This window comes from uncultured Aquimarina sp., assembly GCF_947495315.1.
GTDB lineage: Bacteria > Bacteroidota > Bacteroidia > Flavobacteriales > Flavobacteriaceae > Aquimarina.
In genome coordinates, this window is sequence record NZ_CANLYD010000024.1 from 15,866 (window position 1) to 39,952 (window position 24,087).

The 24,087-nt window shown below is 36.4% G+C and carries 8 protein-coding genes; all 8 read right to left on the reverse strand.

Annotated elements, in window-relative coordinates; genetic code table 11:
• Positions 1 to 47: 47 nt before the first annotated feature.
• The 8 genes from Q0910_RS27140 to Q0910_RS27175 all read right to left on the reverse strand — a co-directional run bounded on the left by Q0910_RS27140 (position 48) and on the right by Q0910_RS27175 (position 24,087).
• A complete protein-coding gene (locus Q0910_RS27140) occupies positions 48 to 2,744 on the reverse strand; it encodes a T9SS type A sorting domain-containing protein (RefSeq protein ID WP_299223600.1) in 2,697 nt (898 codons plus the stop codon).
• A 114-nt stretch (positions 2,745 to 2,858) separates the two neighbouring features.
• Positions 2,859 to 7,736: a carbohydrate-binding protein gene (locus Q0910_RS27145; RefSeq protein WP_299223602.1), complete on the reverse strand. Its 4,878-nt coding sequence runs from the start codon at positions 7,734 to 7,736 to the stop codon at positions 2,859 to 2,861.
• 628 nt (positions 7,737 to 8,364) lie between these two features.
• On the reverse strand, positions 8,365 to 12,438 hold the full coding sequence (locus Q0910_RS27150; RefSeq protein ID WP_299223604.1) for an Ig-like domain-containing protein: 4,074 nt from the start codon (positions 12,436 to 12,438) through the stop codon (positions 8,365 to 8,367).
• Positions 12,439 to 12,468: 30 nt separating this feature from the next.
• Positions 12,469 to 14,622 (reverse strand): Ig-like domain-containing protein, encoded by a 2,154-nt coding sequence (locus Q0910_RS27155; RefSeq protein WP_299223606.1) that lies wholly within the window; start codon positions 14,620 to 14,622, stop codon positions 12,469 to 12,471.
• An 88-nt stretch (positions 14,623 to 14,710) separates the two neighbouring features.
• The gene (locus Q0910_RS27160; RefSeq protein ID WP_299223608.1) at positions 14,711 to 16,918 is read right to left on the reverse strand and encodes a polysaccharide lyase; all 2,208 of its coding nucleotides are present in this window, start codon (positions 16,916 to 16,918) and stop codon (positions 14,711 to 14,713) included.
• A gap of 45 nt (positions 16,919 to 16,963) precedes the next feature.
• Positions 16,964 to 18,790: a polysaccharide lyase gene (locus Q0910_RS27165; RefSeq protein WP_299223610.1), complete on the reverse strand. Its 1,827-nt coding sequence runs from the start codon at positions 18,788 to 18,790 to the stop codon at positions 16,964 to 16,966.
• A 78-nt stretch (positions 18,791 to 18,868) separates the two neighbouring features.
• Complete coding sequence (locus Q0910_RS27170; protein ID WP_299223612.1) at positions 18,869 to 22,168, reverse strand: cellulase family glycosylhydrolase; 3,300 nt, start codon at positions 22,166 to 22,168, stop codon at positions 18,869 to 18,871.
• Positions 22,169 to 23,172: 1,004 nt separating this feature from the next.
• Complete coding sequence (locus tag Q0910_RS27175; RefSeq protein ID WP_299223614.1) at positions 23,173 to 24,087, reverse strand: PorP/SprF family type IX secretion system membrane protein; 915 nt, start codon at positions 24,085 to 24,087, stop codon at positions 23,173 to 23,175.

Here is a 24,087-nt window from a genome sequence, read left to right on the forward strand (position 1 = left end):
TCAATTTGACAACTTATACTACTTTTAGTGAGCTTATTAATATTACATTAATTAGTTTTCACTATTTTATATATCATTGGTTCTGCTCGACGATTATTTATATCAATAATTCGCACCATATAGATTCCATTAGACAATTCGCTAACATTAATTTCATTTTCGGTTTCATCCAATAATTTACTAATTTTTACGGCACCAAGTAGATCATAAATCTTGATGAGTTTATTCGAAGTGTTTCCGGATATAATCAATTTGTTATTGACAGGGTTGGGATACAGCATGATGTTGTTCTCATCTCCTTCAGTATTTACGTTTGTAAGTCGGACACTAGGATTTGCTCTAATCACTTTTTCTTCTGACCATAAAGGAGCTACACTGTTAGAACAGCCTCTAAGAACCTGTAGGATATAGTTTCTGCCTCCATTTGGAACCTTTATAATCACCTGCCTCTGGTTTGTGTCAAATTCTTGAAACGACCAGGTAATATCAAGTCCGGTCTTAAAACGGACAAGGATCTTTTTTTGGTTATTATTGTCCTGATTAAACCCTATTCTAATGTCCTTTTCACCCACCCAAGTTTGGTCTTGTATAAGCAACCTAGAACAAGGAGAAGCATCTTCTTTGGTTGCTCGCTTTCCTAATGCGTTCCTTATAGATTCCGAGTTAGCAAAATCTCCTATTCTCGCTCTTTCAATACCTATATCATATCCATCAACGATCATATTACCTAGATTCCAAGCAGTTACGTTATGCTCTGCTTTAACGCCTAAACGTGTCTCCAAAGACTGTCCGTTGTGAGAGTATCTATGTCTATTGAGGACGGTCACATCATTTAATTGAACGCCGTTGGTGTAGGTTGCTTCTATCCCTTCGAAGTTATTCCATAAACGAACATCCGAGATAGGTTGAGGTTGCCATCTGACCGGACCTATTCTTACATGATGATCATCGTAAGGAAGACCGTGATCTTTGAGAAGTGATCTAGAAATGAAATTGTTAAAACGAAATGTTAGTCCAGCATAAGAGCCATATGCTTCAAAGTCTGAGAATTCCAAAATTGGCATGTCTCTGATAGAAAGTACATCTTCTCCAACATTTTCATACCCCACTCTCAATCTTGCTGGATTAGGATTTCCCGAAGCAATACCCGGATAGATTTGCTCTGCGATACTTCTAGGAAACCCTATCCATCTACCTGGAGTAAAACTAGCACCTATACTTTCAGTGTCCACAGTACCAATACTAAACCACAACATACCTGAGCCATTGCAACTTGCTGCTTTGTTATTTACCACTCTAATCGCTGGGCCTTGAAACCAAAATCCTTCTCCATTGTAGGCCATATCATTAATGCTCAATGGCCTTTTTTTATTATTAAAAGCAATTCTATCTCTTAGAAGTTCACCATGTCCATGTCCTTGTATGGCAAAATTACCAATATAAGAACCAAGTTCATTTCCACTTTCGGTTACAAACCCGGAACCAACAAAATTGAAAACCACGTTGTCAATAAAGTCCACATGACTGGAATGATTAACATAACCCCATCCAGGTGTATCTTCTACAACAGAGTTCTTTACCGTTGCGAGTGCCTGATCAAGATCAGATTCATTATAACCATTAAGATGAAAATGAACCGCATAACGACCTCTTCTATTTTGAATACTAGCATTATTTCTTTTACGTGCTCCTTGAGCCAAGTTAGCTGAAGGTTCCAAGTCGTCAAGTGGGATACGCTTATTGGTCCTACCCATTCTATAAAATTTTGCTCCTTGGATAAAAACGCTACTTCCTTTCATAAACATAGCATGCGCTCGATCCTCAATGTCCTCGTTTGCGGAACTTATGGTGACATTTCGGGTCAAATTGGCCACGTGGAAAGACATGTCAGGATCAATAAAACGATGATAATATTGTAAAGGCTCAGCAAACGAAATAGTATTTCCTGAGATGGAGGTAACTGTTACCTTTTCATCCTGGAAAGTATTCTTAATAGATTCAGCTGAAGCAATAGGTCGCGAGAAGTTTCCCGGACTAGGATTCAAAACCAATTGACCTATTTGAAAATGTGTTCCTGGTATTACAATCTCATCGCCTACCTTCCATAACGGGTCGATAGCGCCCTTAACATTTAAACTTGTTGCTCCTGGTGAAAGTTGACTGCTTACCTCGTGATAAGGTTTTTTAGGCGCACCAACAATGCTTAAATTACCTTGAACAATGAGTCCTCTTGTCACTTCGTTATCGTCGTACACTGGATTATCTCCCGTAAAAACTAATGAAGCGGTGGCATCATCCAGGATTCGAGCGCCTGGTCTTCCTATTTCTAAAGTGCCGTTCGGCCCAACCCAAATGGTTTCAGCAATCAGTCTCGCTGTACCTCCTCTACCAAAATTAATCTTACCTTGAATATCAATAAATCGATGCCTCTGACCGAAATTTGCGCCAACAAATATTGAAATTCCTTCCGGAATAATAACAACCTCATTTGTCAAAGGTCTACGACCCGCATCCCAGGTACTGTTAGAAGCCCAATTACCAGATTTGACGGCCGTTATAATATCACCTGGAGGGTAATTAGGCTGACTCAGTACTGATAGAGATTGAAGTAATATTAAGACAAACAATAACATCCGAATCACTCGTAAATACTTGTTTTTCAGCTGAGAATTGAGCTCTAAATCAATTAGGGGATTACTAATCTCCGATAATAAGTTGACATTTAAATATTTATTAGTTTTCATGATTAATTGGTTAAGGATTAGGAGTATGGATTTCTATCGATTACTCCTCAATCCATTAGGTTTTAAGATAAACAACCTCAAGACAGAGTAACCTTGAGATTGTTTACTATTCTATTAATTAGTTTTCACTATTTTATAGATCATTGGTTCTGCTCGACGATTATTTATATCAATAATTCGAACCATGTAGATTCCATTAGATAATTCACTAAAATCAATTTCATTTTCGTTTTCATCCAAGGATTTACTAATTTTTAATGCACCTAAAAGATCATACACCTTTATAACTTTAGGGAAATTGCCTGATGAAATACGCACTATATCTTTCACCGGGTTAGGGTACAATTCAGGTCTATTCACATCGTTATCTGGTTCCTTGTTTTCAAGATAGTTTATGATCAACTTTGGAGCTCCAGTGGTTTGGTTTTCTTTAGATCCGAAAGCAAAATCATTTCCACCACTCATTTCGAGGATAAGACTTAACCTATTTGTAGAAGCTTTAGAAAGGTCTACAGGAATCTGTATGGTTGAACCTATTGTATATGCCCCTGTCCTAGAACCAATGACTTGTCCTTTTTTACCAGGTCTGTTCTGGGTAGAGAGATTAGTTTCTGTCCAACCGTTATGTGTTGCTTCCTGAACGAGTACTTCTCCATTTCCAGCATCTCCAAACACTTCAAATTCTAAGGTAGCATTGGTGATCTCTCCGTCGATAGCAGAAGTATCAAACATTAAATATGCGGTACGTCTTCCGTTTTCTAAGCGTATCATTGCATTATTAAATCGTGTACTGTTATCGAGATAGGCATCGTGAATGGCAGAAAGGGTTGTGCTTGTTTCAACACGTACAGGTTTTATTATTTGTACTCTATCGAAGTTAAACAGGTAACTGCCACCTCCTGTATATACTAATCGTAATGTCTGATCACCTGCGGCGAGTGTCACCGAAGTTGTATACGATTGATAAGAATGCCAATTTCCATTACCTGGAATCTCTATCGATCCTTTTAACGAATTATTTGCATAAATCTCTATCGCACCTCCATTTGTATTACTTGATGCAAACGCTGTAAAATCATAAGTTCCTGAAGCTGATACATCAATTTGATACTCAGTGTAATTGTTATTAAGTATGAAACCAAGGTTTTGTCCACCACCAGGAGTATTTTCTGTACGTACTGTTCCAGAATTATTGACAAAGGCTTCTGCTTCGAAATTTCCAGGAATCGCAATACTGTTTCCACTGCCTTGAATATTTAGCGTAAAACTTTTGGAAGCGGTACATCCATTAGTGTCTATATTAGTAACTATGTAGGTACCTGCCTGATTTTGTTGTACATCGGATAGCAATAACCCTCTATCGTCATGTGTAAAGTTATTAGGACCTGTCCAGGACCATCCATTTGTAGTAGCTCCGAATTCTTCGGATTGAGGGCCAAACCAAACCGTATCTCCTTCAGTTACATTAGCCGCCTCCGTGGTTTGCCAGCCCGCATCGTTAATATTTATATACGGAACAACATTACACGTTAGATCACGTACTGTAATGGTCATTGTCTCAGTAGTACTTGCACCATTTGGAGAAGTAGCAACTGCCCTTAGTTCATAAGTTCCTGCTGATAGATTTAACAATGCGGCATCTTCTTGTGTTGCATTTTCGGTACCCCACTCATAGGGCGCGGCTCCTTCTTGTCTTACAAAAGTATCGTTTAGATATAATCTGATATTAGCAACACTTCCGCTAGTAACATTTACTTCTACTCCCAGATCATCACTAGCTTCAAGTTGTGCGTTTGTAGGACTGATAAATGCAATTTTTGGTGTGTTATCACAAGGTGCATCTGAAGCATTAGGACCGTGGATATAATCGATAAACGTATGTCTATTTGCGTTAGGATCTGCTGGGAAATCAAGACGAATTTGTGTGATTGTTTTACCCATCCAGGTATTAAGATTGCTCATATCGAATACCATCTCTTCAAAAACATTGGTAGCAGCCGGCGTTACAGTCACTGACCTACTTGCTGAGAAACCAGGTTGATCGGTAGTTGTCCAGAATAACTGAAATGCTCCAGCAGCTTCAGACCTTGCTCTTATTCTTAATTGAGGTACTTGGTTACCTTGAAATTTCAAGCTGTTTCTAACGACATAAGGATCGCTAGAATTATCTGCTCTGATTAACCAATATTCATCACTGCTCGTATTCGCTGCTGCTGTATTAAAACGTTGAAAACTTTCAGAAGTTCTATTAAATCCAAAATTAAGATCAGAAGCGTTATTTGGATTTCCACAGGTATCAGTTTCCACGATATCCGGTCTTCCATCACCATCATTATCTGCAGCGGTTTCCCCTTCGAGATCATTGGTGGTACAAGGGAGTGCCGAAGGCTGAAAGCTTCCATTATTGTCCCAATTAAAAAAAATGTTTACTCGATCATCACCGTTAGCAGCTCTGAATTTTACGTAAACATCTCCATTACCTGCAATATAATATGCATTATTTGTAGCGTTCTCTACTGCTGAAATAGAATTCAAACGAGGAGAACCATTTACCCTAAAATTACCAAGTTTTCCAAGATCTTTAAAACGTGCATATCCCAGATCTCCTGCATCTCCTCTATTCCAAATAAGATGTATACTTCTATTTGACGGAGCTTTATCAAAATAATAGGTATACAAAAAGCCTTCATTCACTATCATTGGGAATTTGTAAGTTCCTGATGAACTGCTTCCTGATTCATAAAAACAAACATCTTCTGTTCCGGGCTTAGAACGTACTATCGACATGCGAACTCCGCTTGCATTAATTCTGGCAAACCACAATCCAGCAAAATAGTAATCGGATCGAGCTGCATTTCTCCAGGAACCATGTCTGTATTCGTGTCCATCGGTTAGAAATGGAATATCTCTTATCAGTGTAGTATGCGCTTTACCGGTTAATCCTCCGTCATAATCTTTAAAAAACTGACCAACTTTCCTTGCACGTGTATTATCGGTGTTTGGTAAAGGAAAAAATCTAAATGGGAAAGGCTCTGAAAACCCTTTTGTAGTGCCGCGAAAAGTAGGATTAAAATTCTCCGTAGCTCCTCCTCCTGTAATCTGCTTGATCATTTCTGAATTTGATTGATCCCATCCTTCAAAATGACAATCGATGTGTCTGCCCGGTCCATCGTAAAATCTGAAGAATTCGCGTACTCCATTGAAAACCCCTAAATCAGAATCCGAATTAAAAAGACTATTCTCTATTGTTAGGTCACCAGCCAGCATAGAACCTGTTTTGTTATCACTGAAAACGCAATTGTAAAAAACAGTATTCTTGTTAGTACCACCAACACCTAATCCGCAATACAACGCCTGGTCATTTCCATAAAATAAGCCATCTTGGATTAATTGTCTGCTATCTACATCCCAGCCAAAGTTCTTTTTTATGGAATGATCAGGGTTTAACCTGTCAAAAACATCCCAACCTGTCATACACGTATGTGCTACAAAACCTTCAAAACTCCCTAAGGGTTCCTTAGATGGGTTTAGTCCCTGATAATAAGGCAAATCTCCCGATGCAAACATTGGTTTTTCAGGAAAAGCAAACCAGAACCCCGTTCCTTCTGTTCCAGCGGCTACGTTATTCTCAAAATAATTATTAGGGTTCGTGATCCAATAAGAAGCTGGGGTTCTGTTTTGAGGTTCATTAGCCTCATTATCGGATGGTGTTAACTCTTCTCCAGCTCTAGGTCTTCTTGTTACAAACACTACATTATTTTTGACGGTATTAAAGCGCTCACCTCCATCTTCAAAAAAGATACCGTGACCAATATGATCATAAGCAAATACTCCATCTACCGTAACATAATCCGTACCGTGAATTGTAACAGCTCTATTGAAAGATTTATGTACACTACTGTTTCTTAAATAACTGCCTTGTGCTTTATCTTCATTTAAATGCCAATGGAATGGATATCTCCCTAAAACCCCTTTCTGACCCATTTTATATAATTCTATATGTTCTGCATGAGCGGTAGAATTTTTCATCAACATAATATGGCCTCCAAATCCATCAGCATTACTTGCATCATCACCCTGAATTTTGATATAATGTGATAATAAACCTACTTCACCTTGAATATTGACATCCCATGTTTTTCCATCTTGGGTTCTTGTGTATGATTTAGATCCTCCTATGTGCTTATATTTAAGTGGATCTTTTAATGTAAGAGTTCTACCATTACCGCTAATAGCAGTAATCTCAGATTCGTCTACATATTCCCAAGTACCTTTACCATTTATTTTTCTTGCTAATTCTGTAGCGGTCAATGCAATTTTATCACCTATCTCCCAATCTACAGTTTTTTTTAGGGTGATCTGACGTTCTCCTATATTAGCAGTAGCCGAAAGGTTGGTCCAACTCATTTTTCGTTTTCCGTGTAACTCTAGACGCCCTCCTCCCATAACCATTATGGCTTTATAGGATGCAGGTGCATTGTTTATTTTAGTACCGGTAAGTGTGATTTGACATCTAACACCACCAGGACCTTTATCCGCGTAATACGGTTGGTTTTCGGTCCCGATTTCCATATAACCGCCGTTGGCTACCATAATACTTCGAGCCTCTAAGTCGACCCACGCGCCTGCAGATTGCCAATTTACAGCGCTTAGCTTTCCTTGTACGGTAATATTATTTGCCCTACAAGTACCTACCATAATCAAATCAATTCCTTGTGGGACTATGACATCATCGTTTGCTGTTGGTTGAATACCATTAGGCCAGGTAGACGCATCATTCCATAAACCAGAATTAATAGGTCTTATCGTAGCTAAACTAGCAGGAGGAGGTGCGCAATCATATGAGGAAGTGACTTTGATAGGTGGAACTTTATTATTTGCAAAAAGACTACTAATAAAAAAAGTGAAAAATATAAGTACTACCATCGTTGCAAAAGTGTTTCGTTTTGCTATGCGCTTCATTAAGAATATTGGAATTGTTAGTTTTTTCATGATTTGTTGAGTTTACGTTGGTTTGATTTTAAGGTTTATAGTAACAATATTTTCTTTTGACTATGCTGTTTATTAATCTTTAAATTACACAACATCATTAATCCGCTTCATGAAAAATTCATAAGAGGATTCTTGTATGCGCTAGCGCATATTAAATATTAAAGATCTAAGGGAAGAAATATTTTTCTGGTATTAAACGAATACTATCGCTTAACTTTTTAAAACAACATTTTAAAAACAAATACTATCATATGTTATATCTTTAAGTTATACATATTATCCCAATAATATTGTTTAGTACATTGTAAAAATCGTAAAAAGAAGTGTCTGGATTTTCTTATTTATTACGACTTAGCAATATTAACGAAATTATTAATTCAGTTTATATTAAACCAATCTATAAAAAACACAAAACACTCATTATCAAGTATTTAAATTTATTTTTTCAATATTTTTTATAGATTTTACAAAGAACGCTCTTGTGATATTACGACTAGAAAGTGATATCGTTTTTATCAAAATTGAGTAAAACCTTATACTATCTTTACAATGGTATATTCTTTCTTTGAAAATTTAAAAACCAGGATACTTAATCCATTGAAATATCCTGGTAATCATTAAGTCAATTCTATTTTTTTACAAACAATAATGACTCTTCGAACCTCACTGATTTTACTAATAAAAAATAAGAACCTGAAGGTAGTTCTGAAACCTCTAAAACTTCGGTTTCATTTTTAGTACTTATCTCTTTTATTAGACGTCCATCGAGACTTACTATTTGGAGCGTCTTTAATTCTGAAGACATTCTTGAAACCGTAAACGAAGATGCTACCACCGGATTCGGAAATACTTTGATCTGTACCAAATCATTTTCGGGTTTTGCACGATTGCAAGTAGGTGCTGTCGCAGAATTACTGAAGTAAATAGTGAAATCTTTTGTCTTAGAAACCAACACAAAATTATCACCATCTCTTGCTACCCAGTACGATCCATCCAATCCTTCAAATCCTGTATTATTTAACGTAACTTCTGGTTGTGCATTCTGTAACTGGAACGTCATTGCATCGCTAAAATCTACATACCAGTCAGGTGATCCATTATTGGTATTGATAGCAAACTGATACAATCCATTATTTTGAGGCACCCAATTAACTGTAAACTTTCGGAAGTTACCTAATTTAGGTCCATCAGTTCCCAACACATGCACGTTGCTAAAAGTGACTTTATCCAGAGCGCTTATGCCGTTATTAATTGGAGTTCCGAAAGAACAGTTAGATCCGCCACCAGTATCTTGACTTTTAACGGTTAAAGTAAAAGTTGTCTGTCTAGTAGCACCATCATTATCAGTTGCAACCGCTTTAAATGTATGCACTCCGACTGCTAATCCATTAACTTCTTGTGGATTAGGCGAGGTATCATGACCCCATTCGTATGGCGCAAAATTTTCCTGACGCACTAAAACATTATCGATATACAGTTTTACGTTTGCTATAGTTCCATCTACATCACTGGCATTTATGAGCACTGTTAAATCATAACCTTCATCCACGGTAAGATTACCAGAAGGATTGGTGAATGAGACTTGTGGTGCTTGATTGCCAGTTTCTTCCTTAATGATTACTGTTCTGGATACTTCTGTAGAAAGCCCTTCCTGTCCACCTTCAAAAGCTCTAGCTCCAACCGTATACGTTCCTGCAACTGTTGGTGTCCAAGATGCTCCATAAGGCGCAGTTTGATCCTGTTTGAAAAATGACCCATTAATTTTAAAGTTCACTTTTTCAATACCTCCCTCAGCATCTGATGCATTGGCACTTAAGGAAATGGTTTCTCCTAGCATGTATACCTGATTGTTTTGAGAAGGGTTCGTCAACGATACTGTTGGAGGTGTATTTTCTGTTGGATCTGTACCATTTTTAGTAATTAGGATTACCCAATCCTGACTTCCATTACTAGGAGCGTTTCCTAGAGATCTATTTCCTCCACCATTTACACTGGTTACGGATCCATTTCTTAAGTTACCTCCATTACGGGGATCATACCACTTTACTGTAAATTGTCCGCTTTGTCCGTTTAAATTAAGACTTGTTGATCCTCCATTTTTTAAGTATACAACATAGGCTTCTCCTTGTTTTGCATAGCAATAATCGTTGTTATTAGAAGATAATGAGTTGTTATTTCGCATTTGTGTTAATGGAAGATCTGCTATATCAAAAAATCGGATTGCATGACGACCATAGTCCCACCATTTATCGCGACTTCTAAAATTCTGCAAAGAAAGATCAGAATCAGTATGCCCATATCCAAAATACCATTCATTACCCCATCCACCGGCAAGTAGTGTACCCCACATGGCATTCTTTCTACCATCGGTATGAGAATTTCCAGCGTCATTATCCGGGCGAATTGCATGCTGAGCATCACCTGGTTCGTCACAGGCTACAGCCCATTTTTTTCCGGCATTTCTAGAATTATCCACCCATTCTTTTACCCAACCAAAAACATTACTAAAATTGGCCTTATTGGTTTGTAAAGAAAGCCCAGTAAGGTTCGAAGTATTTCCTAGCAAATCATCCGGAAGAAAAGAAGGTGCATTATGAATAACTATATGATGACGATATGGATCATTGTTCCAGAAATAACGGGTCATAGCTCTTCTCTGCGCAGTACTTTGATTGGTACTGCCAAAAGTTCCATTTTCTTCACCCAGGTTCCAATTTAATGCCAAATTATGTCCAAATCTGGCGATTAATTCACGATAGTATAATTTACGTTGTGTTCCTACATTACCATTATCTAGTAACATTTCGTTTTCTGTTTCTTGCGTTTTAAAATGTGCAAAAATTCCGTTATGCTGCATATGCTCTATAACAATAGCCCACTGCGCTAACTTAGAAACATCCATTCGAGTGCGTTGATTGCTTCCTACATATGGATATACATTTTCGTCATCTCCGTTTATATTCATAGTAAGGAATGACATGGCATTTAGCCCTTCACTAGCAATATAATTTACTGCTCCAATCAATCCTTTTCCTTTACCACTCTTCCAGGTAGGGTCACCAGAATCCCAATCTCCTATATGAGGTGCATAATTCTTTCTTCTATTACCTGCATTAGGTGTATTATCAAAATCGCTATATGCTAATAAGTTTTCTGGAGAATCAGATCCTTGTTTGATCATATACTTACCAGTCTCTGCAAAGCGCAGGTAATGTTCTCCTACATATTGCAGGCGACCTTTTGATCTAAAATCTCTACCTGATTTGTCCGATGCATTAATATTGAATGATCCTGTTTCTCCATTCATAAATCCAGCTGCAGTACCTGCATTCGTACCATCATTTACAGCTACATTACTTCCTTTTCTAAAGGAAACCGAATAGTTCCAAGTTCCTGTTTTATCTGGTGCAAAATGGGTTCTCCATTTGTTACCGCTTGATGCAGATGTCTGTCCTGCATTTCCATCCGCAGCATAATAACCAGGAACCACATACGATGGGGAACCACTTTGGTGTGTAAACGTTACATTTAACCTATAATTTAAAAATGGATTATCACCAGCGGTTTCTGAAGTATTAGGTCCATTAAAAGTTAGTGTTACTTTATGCCATTTTTTTCGCTCGCCGGTAATCGATGCACTACCATTATTGCCTCCACCACCATTATCATCACAAGTAGTTTCTTGTAGAGACAAGTTTGTAGCATTTACACTTGTACGATTTAATGTAACTCTATCTACAATATGATGTTTGGAACGACCTGATATTAGCATTGTATATACCCCAGGTGAATCAAACTCCACGAAGATATCGTGAGGATCATTATCACTTGTTTTTGTGGTCCAGGTCCAGTTTGTAGTTCCTGTAGAATATACTTTGAGATATCCTTCTCCACTTGCTCCTTCCGGATTAGGTGTTTGACCAGATCCTTTAGGATATACCCTTTCACTACCTTTTTGTCCATAAAATTCACTGGCATCCGGAAATTTTAACCAAGTGTCATTTGCTTCTGTAGCGCTATCTCCTTCCCCTACTTTAGATCTCCAAAGGAACTTATACCGCCCAGCAGTATTGATCTTAATCTTTGTATTGATCACTCCATTACCAGGGTCATTAAAATGATCAGGACCTGTCCATTCTATATAACCTCCTCCTGTAAATCCTGATATTGCACTCTTTTTTTGCCAATTTCCTGAAGCAGATAGGTTTTCTGCTTCAATAACAACAAGTCCATTTTTCTCTTCGTATGCAGCATCACAATTATCTCCGCCACCACCAGAACCCGTTACTGTAAAACTTTTGGTGTCTTCATCAGTAGCACCATCATTGTCAGTCACTACTACTTTAACCGTATAGCTTCCTGCTTGGACATTCGATATTTGATGAGGCGTATAATTTGTTCCATCGGTATCTACCAAATTTCCATTTACGAAAACCTCATGTTTTGTGATGGTTCCGTCAGAATCATTCGCATTAATGTTTACGCTTATGTTAGCTCCTGTGGAATATGAGTTATTAATTCCCGTAATAGATACTGAAGGACGATTGTTAAAGAAGTTATTAAAATATAATTCCTTTTTAACAATATTGGTTTCTTCATTTACTTTTTCTCCTGCAATACCAGAAAAACTGATACCTAAGAGCAATAGATTAAACACAAGGAATGCTTTCATTCCATTTGTGTATTTAAAGTGATTTTTCATGTTTGTGTGAGTTATATAAATGGTTAATAATTATTGTTTTGTAAAAAGTATAGCCTTCCTTGATTTTAAACTCTTGACCATAAGGATATACGATCCTGAAGGTAAATTAGACACATTTACCTGTGCGTTATTTGATTTTTCAGTTTGGTGATGGATTACTTTTCCATAAAAATCTGCGATCTCAATTGTCGAAAGCCCGTCCTTCATACCTGAAATATTCAGGATTTCATTATCTACCGGATTTGGGAATGCCACTATTGCAGCTTCTTTTGATACCTCAACACCGTTGCTTCTATCACTACAAGATGCTTGTTGCGATGAGTTACTGAAATACAATGCAAAATCTTTGGTTTTTGAAACCATGACAAAATCATCTCCATTTCTGGTAACCCAATATGATCCATCCAATCCAGCAAAACCAGTATTATTAAGCGTTACTTCTGGGTTTGCGTTTTTAAGCTGATATGTCATGGTATTTTTAAAATCAACATACCAATCTGGTGATCCATCTGTAGTATTAATCGCTAATTGATACAACCCATTATTAGCAGGCACCCAATTAATAGTAAACTTTCGGAAGTTATCTAATTTAGGGCCATTAGTTCCTAAGACATAAACATTAGAATAAGATGTTTTGTCCATAGCGCTTAAACCACTATTTACCGGAGTTCCAAATGAGCAATTGTCACCTCCTCCAGTGTCAGCGCTTTGTACAGTTAAGACAAATGTCGCTTCACTTTGTTGTCCTTGATTATCTGTTGCTACCGCTTTAAACGTATATACTCCGGCAGAACGTCCGTTCACCTCTTGTGGATTAGGAGAACCATCATGTCCCCATTCATAAGGAGCATAACTTTCCTGACGTATTAAACTATTATTGACATACAGTTTTACATTAGAGACACTACCATCAGCATCTGAAGCATTGGCTCTCACTGTAAGGTCATATCCTTCTTGTACTGTAATATTACCAGATGGTGAAGCAAAAGAAACATTTGGAGCTTGATTACCCGGATTATTCTCTCTAACTGTTAATGTGAATGATTTTTCTGCTGTTTTACCTTTGTTATCCGTAGCAACAGCCTTTATTGTGTAAGTTCCTGGCGTTCTTCCATTAAGTTCATTAGGATTGGGTGAACTATCGTGACCCCATTCATAGGGAGCTCTATTCTCTTGTCTTACTAATGCATTGTTTACATATAATTTCACATTAGAAATACTACCATCCGGATCACTTGCATTTACTTCTACATTTAAATCATATCCTTCATCTACCATTAGATTACTAGTAGGAGTTTTAAACGAAACTACCGGAGGCTTATTAGAACCGGAAGAAGTACCAGAAGGAGTTGCCTCTGCCAGCGTTTTAGCAACTCTCATTTCATCATAATATGTGCTAACATCAAAGTTACATGCATTAGAATTATATGCACCCCATTTTGCATATACCACACTTCCATCAAACGTCTTGTGATATGCTCTCTTTTTATCTGAAGATAGTGTTACCTGATAATCCTGGAATCCAGAATTTGATAAAGTTTGTTTCTCTCCATTATACCAGAATTCTACATATCCTACATTTTTATTTCTGGATAATTTCATTTTTATGACAAAACTCACCCAAGTATTTTCTGGAATAGATTTATTCCATAAGGTAGTTTTGCGCTTGCTAATAGATCCGCTACAAGAATTCCAAGATGGATAGCAAGGTCCCCAAGCACTTAGACTCAGGTTTCCATTTCCATATCCCATATTAAGAGGATAGTTTTGGGTATTATTTTGATTACCGGCATCGGTTTTCCATTGCCAAACAGCAATACCATTGTTAATGTTAGGCGTTGACTCTATTTTCCATCGCCATCCGAAATATACTACATCGCCATCCTTGGGCGTATAATTATTAACTGTGCCTGTAGTTCTGGCAAATTCTCCTCTCTTTTGTCCTTTGGGTTTACGAATTCTCCACACTTTTCCGTATTTCGAATCGGTTGTGGTTGTAGCTGTAGATGTGTTATTTGATTGATTACTGCAATTATCACCAGCATTACCAGAATCAAATCTTCTGAAGCTGCTTTTAACACTTTTATTAGGGTCCCCGTACCAAAGTACTTGGCTATGTGCATAAAACCCCGCTAATAGAAACATTACCAGAAAAGCAATATTTCTAATTTCATAGTTTTTCATAATTCATGGTGTTATTATTATACATAGGTTGATCGATGAAAAGATCAACCTATGTATAACAGGTTAGATTATGGGCATTTACAAATCCTTATTTCACAAACAATAAGGATTGTTTAGAGTTCTTACTTCTGTTAATCAGTAAATATGGACCTGAGGGAAGTTCGGAGATGTCCATAGTTTCTGTCGTATTTTTAGAATTAAACTCTTTGATAATTCGTCCTTGAAGATCTACCACTTGTAGCACTTTGTACTTTGTAGACAACCCTCTAATATTAAGGATATTTCCTTTTACCGGATTAGGATATACTAACATTTTATCTTCAATTTCTTCAAGACCTGATGATCGGTTACAACCAGGAGGAGATGATGAATTACTAAAGTATAAAGTGAAATCCTTGGTTTTAGAAACCAGCACAAAATTAGCTCCATCCCTAGCAACCCAATAGGATCCATCGAGACCTTCAAAACCAGTATTATTAAGCGTTACTTCTGGATTTGCGTTTTTAAGCTGATATGTCATGGTATTTTTAAAGTCTACATACCAATCTGGAGATCCATTATTCGTATTAATAGCGAATTGATATAACCCATTATTAGCAGGTACCCAATTAATAGTAAACTTTCGGAAGTTACCTAATTTAGGCCCATCAGTTCCTAAAACATGAACATTAGAATAAGATATTTTGTCCATAGCGCTTAAACCACTATTCACCGGAGTTCCAAATGAATAATTGTCACCTCCACCACCAGTGTCGGTACCTTGAACTGTTAAAGTAAAAGTTGCTTCAGCTGTTTTGCCTTCATTATCTGTAGCAACTGCTTTTACCGTATACACTCCCGCAGAGCGTCCGTTCACCTCTTGTGGATTCGGAGAACCATCGTGACCCCATTCATAAGGAGCATAACTTTCCTGGCGTACTAAACTATTATTGATATACAGTTTTACGTTAGAAATACTACCATCAGAATCCGAAGCATTAGCAACAATAGTAAGGTCGTATCCTTCTTGTACTGTTATATTCCCTGATGGAGAAGCAAAAGAAATATTTGGAGCCTGGTTACTAGTTGCTGCTTTAATAATTACTGTTCTTGATACTTCTGTAGAAAGACCTTCTTGTCCTGCTTCAAAAGCTCTAGCGCCTATTGTATAGGTCCCAGCCGAAGTTGGTGTCCAAGAATTCGTATATGGGGCAGTATAATCTTGACCATAATATCCGCCGTTTACTTTGAAATTAACCCTATCTACATTACCATCAGGATCCGAAGCAGTTGCTCTTAATGTAATTGTTTCACCTAATGTGAATTCCTGATTATTTGATGATGGATTTGTCAATGCGACTTGGGGTGGTTTGTTCTCTCCTCCTCCCGGTGGATTACCACATCCTGTCCAAACTTTAAAATCATCGAAAAAAGTATATTCTGTTCTTGGAGAATGCCAAACGGGATCTGTTCTCTTCCCTCCACGATACGTATTCATAATAAGGGCATTTATTTTTAAGTTATTTTTACCCGAGTTACGAATTTTGGCATTATTATCACGATACGTTTCTACTCCATCGATCCACATGATCACAGTACCGTTTCTTTGTCCGGGTGTATTCATTTTGATATATTGACGGATAGTATACCACTTGTCATCCTTCAGATTAGAAAAAATTCTTTTTCCATCTCCACAATCTCCATCCTTTCTTGGTTGTCCATTTGTCTTATCGGCAAAGTAGCTATATAAAATAAGGTAAGGTGCATTAGTTTGCGCTCTATTTCTTCTCCACATCAACCGTGCGGACCATCCATCTGAATTATATTTACACCCGGACGGAATAGCGCCTCTACCTGTGGTTTCACTATTTACTCCTCTAGTAGATCCTCCTAACCCAGGTAATTTCCCACCTGTAGCCCAGAAGAAATTATCATCGAATTTTACTTTGTACTCTAAATAGGCTTCATCTACAGCATCAAAATAAGGATCGAAGAGAAAACCACCGGATCTACCTGAGGCATCATTCTTTAAATACTGTGCTCGTAAAGTTCCATTGACAATTCTAGTCTCCTGTGGAGTGTTTTCTATCAAATTACCCGCAGCACCAGGGCCTTCTACCCCTCTATAGGTAGATGCAGTCCAAGGTTTTACTTTGTTATTAAAGTCACTTTTAATATCAGCAATAGAGTATCGTCTGTTATTCCAATTATTAAAATCGACATCGATTATAGTATTGCAGTTTTGTGCATTTGTATTTCCAAGTACGAATAAAACGCATAGTAGGAAAAATCCGTTAGTAGTTTTAAGTATTCTCATTGTGTGTGTGAGTTTTGTTAGTTAATTCTTTGTAATAGTCTTTTTTTAGTTTTTAATCATTTTATATCTCCTTGTTTCTTTATTTGATGACCTTAACTCAATAAAATAAAGGCCTTTGCTTAATAATTCTACATCAATAGAAATTGACTCTTCCTTACCTGATTTTACAGACTTAACTACCTGACTGTTTATACTATAAATCACTATTTCATGAACAGATGCGTCCACACCATTCATAAAAATGGAATTATTAACAGGGTTTGGATAGTAAGAAAATGAATCTTTATTTACGGTATTCGGTCTAGCTCTGCCGGTACAAGAAGGTGCTTGATCATCATTACTGAAGTATAAAGTGAATCCTTCTGTTTTTGATACCATTACAAAACTATCTCCATCTCTGGTGACCCAATAGGAACCATCTAACCCTGATATCCCAGAATTATTAATTGTTATAGAAGGATTTGATTGTCCAAGTGTATGAGTTAGTTTGTTTTTTAGATCTACATAATAAGAAGGAACCCCATTATTAGTATTTATTGCAAATTGATACAATCCATTGTTCCCAGCGTTCCAGTTAATTGTAAATTTTCTAAAATTACTGAACGAAGGACCATTATTTCCCAACACATGAACTTCTGTAAAAGAGGTTTTAGGAATATTCGATATACTATTAGAAACCGGTGTATTAAAAGAACAACTACCTCCTCCGGTATCTCCTCCGTCATCATCTAATACAATCACTGTTCTTGAAGTTTCGCTCGATAGACCTTCCTGATCTTCTTCAAAAGCTCTCGCAGCAATTACATACGTTCCTGCTTCGGAAGGAGTCCAGATAACGCTGTATGGACTTGAAGAATCTGATCCATAATAGGCCCCATTAATTTTAAAATTTACTTTATCAATACTACCATCAGGATCCGACGCATTCGCTCTTAGTGTAATTGTTTCACCGAGGGTGTAGCTTTCATTATTTGTTGCTGGCGATGTCAATTGGACTATTGGAGCTTCGTTTTCGTCTCCTCCATCTCCACCATTTCCTCCTGAATTACCAATTCTACTAGTAGATACAATGAAATCATCAAACAGTGCTAATTCATCATCATTAGCCCACCAGGAACTATTACTACTTCCTCCAAAAAAGGTTGAGAAATAAAAATGATTCATTAATAAGCCTACATCATCACTATCCACAATAAAATCATCAACATTATAAAAACCAGCAGCTTTAACACCATCAATCCAGCCTTCCATGATTCCATCATCATTCCCTAGTGTATTCAGTTTATAATGCATCTCTATATGATGCCATTTATTTGTCTCAAATTTAACTTGCCCTACTGATTGATTATTCCACCAAATCCTCGTTTGTTGATCGATCTGAGTATTGTAATGTGGGTAAAATTCTATTTTACCTTCCTCTCGCCACATTAATCGTAAGGACATATCCTGACCGTTCATTCTACCACCAGGACCTGGAATTTTGCCTCCTTTAACAAAATCAAAATCTCCTAGAAATTTCACCCAAAAACTTACATATAATTCTCTATATCCTTCACCAGTAGGTGAATCAGACACATCAAAAAATATTTTTCCATTTATACCACTATCAGATGGTGTCGATTTATCTTTTGGAAACTTAACCTCTAAACAATTTCCAGAACCTCTATCGCTGGGAATGCTTCTCAGGAAGCCCTCATCACATCCGTTACAAGAATTAAACTTTAAAAGGGTTTTTGATTCCTCTTTGTTTATAGGGCCCAATCTTATATCATCAAAATCATTTTGATATACATAATTCTCCTGAGCAAGTAACATAGAAGTATAGCCCATCAAAACTAGTATAATACTTTTTTTTATGTATTTGTAATTCATTGTGTGTGTATTTGAATTATTAGAATAATCATCAAGTAGTTTCTATAACTACTTGATGATTATATTGGCTAAGACAAATTATTGCTTAGTAAACAGCATAGATTTTCTGAATTTTAATCCTTTTATGATTAGGACATACACGCCAGATTTAAGATTAGAAACATCCAAACCTGCTTCAGTATTTTCGATAAATTTTTGAATCACAACCTTTCCTTGCATATCTGCAACCTCTAATGTTGATTTTTCCTGAGCAATACCTGTTACATTTAGGATATTATCACTTACCGGATTTGGGAATAGCTTAATGTTTGATAATTTATCCTGATCTACAGGTTCTTTATTATCATTACAATTAGGAGGAGTAGCAGAATTACTGAAATATATCGTAAAGCCTCCATTCTTAGAAACCATAACGAAATTAGCTCCATCCTTTGCTACCCAATAAGAACCGTCTAAACCACTAAATCCAGAATTGTTTATGGTTACTTCAGGATTACTCGTATTAAATTCAGTAGTACTAAAAGGTCTTAGGTCTACATAATAATTTGGCACACCGTTATTGGTATTCATTGCAAATTGATATAATCCATTGTATTGTGGATTCCAATTAATACTGAATTTTCTAAAATTGTTTAAAGCTGGACCTCCACTTCCTAGAACATGTACTTCGGAAAAAGATACTCCATCAAATGCCGGTAATGCACTATTAAGTGGCGCACCAAAAGAACAGTCATTACCACCACCTGTATTTTCACTTTTCACTGTTAACGTAAAAGTAGTTTCAGCCGTAGTTCCTTCATTATCTGTAGCTACTGCTCTAAACACATGATTACCCACTGCTAAACCAGTTGTCTCTCCTGGGTTAGGTGATGTATTGTGTCCCCATTCATAAGGATCGAAATTTTCTTGTCTTACAAAACTTCCATCGATATATAGTTTTACATTATCTATAGTTCCATCACTATCTGAGGCATTTACTTTGATATAAAGACTAGTATACCCTTCATCTACTGTTAGGTTACCGGAAGGTGTTTGAAAAGATATTGCTGGTGTTTGATTACCTCCTGTATCAGTAGATACAGAAATATTTACATTACTGGAAGTTTTAGTCGCTCCATCATTATCTGTTGCTCTAGCAGTTAAGTTGTAATTCCCAGCTTGGGCATTATTAATTGTGTAAGAATAAGGAGCGCTGGTGTCTTCACCTAATTTCGAGCTTCCTCTAAAAAATTCTACTTTGGTTACCGATCCGTCAGGATCACTCGCATTAGCGTTGATCTGAATATTTGCTCCTGTATCAAAATTAGCACCATTAGAAGGAGAAGTAATACTTACCGAAGGGTCTTGGTTACCTCCTCCAGAACAAGGAACAATATTCCAGCTTGGGCAAGATTCTGTTACAAAATTTGTTGTCCCATCACTGATTGGAAAATCTGGTGAATTCGGATTACGTGTATTATCCCATACGTGAATTTCTGAAGGATCTCCTTGTTTTTTTCGAGCAGTTGGGATTTCATTTGCTCTACTACCTAAATTGAAAGTATTATCAAAAATAGCATTTCTAAAACCGGTATTAAATCCTGTTCCTCGATCTAAGAAGTCAACTCCGGCGTTAAGAATGTTAGATCCATCTCGATTAAAAGTATTGTTATACACAAAACCATACGCTCCTTTTAGGTCAATAAACGCGTCAGCACTATTTTCTCCAGAAATACCATCTGCAGAGAACGTACAATTACGAATAATTGTATTCTTCGTACCTTCTTTTACATCTACTCCTTCAGCGGTAACATTAGGACCAACAATACAACCATCAATCGTATTATTATTACATTCTCTTTCATATTGATCGTGTTGACCCTTATCTGATCCTACGTATAGACCTTCACCAATTCCTGGTTTTTTAATACCAACATTATATACCCTACTATCTTTAATCAAATTAAAACTAGATCCATCTCTTAAGTGAATCCCTTCTTCTCCTAATTCTCGTACAGTTACATTTTCCAAGAGCCCACGATTGGCATTATCAAAGACAATTCCTTTAGAACCTTCTTCGAAAATGATATCTTTTATTTGCCAATAATCACCTAACATATGCAATACATAGCCATCATACTTTCCATCTTCACCTTTTAATATTGGAGGATTTGACGGATTTTGTGCTCTCATAATAATAGGGTTTGAAGCTGTACCATTCTTGTTTGATGCATATCTGGCAGCTCTTCCTCCTATATTTATTTTGTCTGGAGCTTCGTAGGTTCCAGGAGCAATTATGATCTCATCTCCTGGTTGAGCATTTTGCATTGCATTTCTGATACAAGCTACCGTATTACAATTGATCGTTCCGCTTGGATCAGGATCTACAACATCTCCTGACCAGTTCTTGATAATATCTTTGATAAAAACCCCGGTTGACGTCAATTGATTATTCTTCAATCCGTTGATTCCTTGACCTGGCTGTACAATGGATGATCCTTCTGATTTATCGCTTACTGCCCAATTCACGTGACTTATGCCATTGTCTTTAAAAAACTGCATCCATCTTTCTGTTTCAGCAACATCTGCGTTACCGTCTCCATTAGCATTAACTGCTCCCCATTCGGTTGCAAAGAGAGCTACTCCATTATTAAGTGCAGTTTGTGCTTTATTTCTTAAAAACTGCGTATGTGTACCAGAATAAAAATGCAGTGTATAAGCAGTATTAGGGTCATTTATAGGGTTATTCGAAGCAATATCAACATCCTGAGACCAGGTTGGTGACCCCACTATGATTAAATTATCAGGATCCTCTGATCTAATCGCTGCAATTACGGTTTCAGCATAACTTTTTACTGTAGACCATGATTGATTTATAGGTTCATTATAGATCTCGTAGATCACATTTGGTCGATTGCCATAGATAGAAGCCATCTCTTTAAAGAAATCTGCAGCTTCAGAAGTATAATCTTCCGCTTCGTGGGTATGCCAATCAATAATTACATATATCCCACTTGTAATAGCCTGATCAATTACTTTGCGAATTTTATTTTTTTGAAAATTAGGACTATCTATATAACCAGTTCCTCCATCCCAGCTTTCTTTTACACCCATAGCAACACGAATGATCGAGCTGTTCCAATCACTTGCTAGATGTGATACAGTCTCGGCATCATAGAAATCAGAGGTGTCTCCTGCATTACTCCAAAAGAGACTGTTACCCGCGAGGCTGACTTCTTGATTATTCTTGTCGACAATCCTATTGCCTTGAACTTTTAATCTTCCGTGGTTTTGGACGACCGTTTGAGCGGTTCCGCCCACCCAAATAAATAATAGCATAGCTAACCAGAATAATTGATTAGCAGAAAAATGTTTTTTGTGTGTGTAGTACATTTTCATAATTAAGTTTAATTGTGTGTTATTTTATTATTTTCAAATCAAATGATGTACGCAACCCAAATAGTAATAACTATAATAGGTTTCTATACATACTATTTACCCAAAGAAGATATAGGCCAAACTGTTAGCAATAGATAGTTGACAAGCCATATTGTGATTAACTCACTGAAGTTTTATGCTATGCTAAAACCCATTAAGTTAGACTAATACATCTAAGCTGGTCTATAACCATTACTAACGAGCCAGAAATTCTTCTGGTACGATCCAACATTTAAAAATGATATATCCAAATTCCGGAAGGGTGGGAGATAGAATTTAGAAATCGATATTTACTACTTGCTTTTTTTAATACAGATTATTGGTTTCTGAAGCTATTAAAATTCATAGATTTGTTTTAATTTTTACTTAATAATTTAATTCCCAATTTCTGATTAAAGCCTTTATTTTATTCTCCTTTTTTAATGGAGAAATCTGCAAATCTTATTATTTTACGTCCAAAAAGGGTAGTCATTTAGACGATGTTTTATTAACTAGTATTATTCGTTTTTAGTATATCATTCATTTATAATATTTTATTTACACGATATACTAAAATATTTACTTATTCCTCAACATCCAAGGGGGCCTCCCTTGGTAATGTAAACATTATCTATACTTAATAAATTCACTGTATCAAGATGTGTGCGAGTCATCGTAAAAGTATTATAATTTAATCAATGTAATATTATGACTAAATAAGATTTCTATAATACACTTTTAGGGGTAAATAAATACAAAAACCTGTTTTTCAGTTAGTTAAAATATTAACAAAGAGTTAAAAAAAAGGTATTGACACACAAGCTTTACACAGATAACACATCAGTTCATCAAAATATCTTAAAACCATTAATCCTTAAATTGAGTAAAATTAAAATCTCCGTATCTATATCCATGCTTTAGATTAGTATGCTAATCTTTAAATTTTAAACTCATAAAACACACCAAGGAATCTAACTATCTAATCATTAAAATCCTTCACCTCCTCTATAGGTAAGAATAAAACCATTGGTATTATTAAAAGGAGTATCGTTGCCAAAAGCAGTGTAATTATATGCAAAACGCCAATTTTTTAAAAAATAGAGTCCTACTAGTCCATTAAATGATGAACTACTGCGATAACCAGCTCCAATCTCTATTCTATTTTTATAATTTGCAGATACATTAAAATCAAACTGAGCAGGTGCATCTGCTTCAAACTTAACCAGCATACTTGGTTGTATTCGTATTTCTTCAAATCTATTGAGGTATAATCTATAACCTCCGTATACATAATAAGGCGTTTGAATGTTTACATTCTGATCAGACGCGATACTATCAGAAAATAAATTTTGAACCGAAAATCCAATATAGAGTTTATTATGGTTATACAAAACTCCAAAACCAAAAGTTGGAACAGTTACATTCACATCATTTTCAAAATTTGGGTCCCCTTGTATATTTAATCTTGTTAGATCTTCATTAAAAAACAGTACTCCTGTAGTAAGACCAAACGATAACACATTTGGATTATAATTCCACCATCTCGCTCGATTGTAATTCTCATCCAATAATATTTTATACGCATACGATGCAAAAATTGTTGTTGCCGATGTCACTCCAATTTGATCGCTTATAAAACCTCCACTAATTCCAACATTATCATCAAATACACTTGTATTAAGAATTCCTGAGAACGTTCTCGGGCTTCCTTCGAATTCATTTAGATAACCAAAATTACTGATACTTATTTCTGTTTCTGGATTGTATCCTGAATGAGCAGGATTAATTAACACTGGATTATAATAATAATCAGCAAAAACTGGTGTTTGCTGAGCTTGTATAGAACTATTAGTTAGTGACAAAATTAGTATTGTCAATATCAGATATATATATTTAGTCAT

What these genes read in the sequence shown, in the direction of transcription:
- Q0910_RS27140 (WP_299223600.1), bottom strand. Translation starts at nt 2,744, where the DNA reads ATGAAAACTAATAAATATTTAAATGTCAACTTATTATCGGAGATTAGT.
- Q0910_RS27160 (WP_299223608.1), bottom strand. Translation starts at nt 16,918, where the DNA reads ATGAGAATACTTAAAACTACTAACGGATTTTTCCTACTATGCGTTTTA.
- Q0910_RS27150 (WP_299223604.1), bottom strand. Translation starts at nt 12,438, where the DNA reads ATGAAAAATCACTTTAAATACACAAATGGAATGAAAGCATTCCTTGTG.
- Q0910_RS27155 (WP_299223606.1), bottom strand. Translation starts at nt 14,622, where the DNA reads ATGAAAAACTATGAAATTAGAAATATTGCTTTTCTGGTAATGTTTCTA.
- Q0910_RS27170 (WP_299223612.1), bottom strand. Translation starts at nt 22,168, where the DNA reads ATGAAAATGTACTACACACACAAAAAACATTTTTCTGCTAATCAATTA.
- Q0910_RS27165 (WP_299223610.1), bottom strand. Translation starts at nt 18,790, where the DNA reads ATGAATTACAAATACATAAAAAAAAGTATTATACTAGTTTTGATGGGC.
- Q0910_RS27175 (WP_299223614.1), bottom strand. Translation starts at nt 24,087, where the DNA reads ATGACTAAATATATATATCTGATATTGACAATACTAATTTTGTCACTA.
- Q0910_RS27145 (WP_299223602.1), bottom strand. Translation starts at nt 7,736, where the DNA reads ATGAAAAAACTAACAATTCCAATATTCTTAATGAAGCGCATAGCAAAA.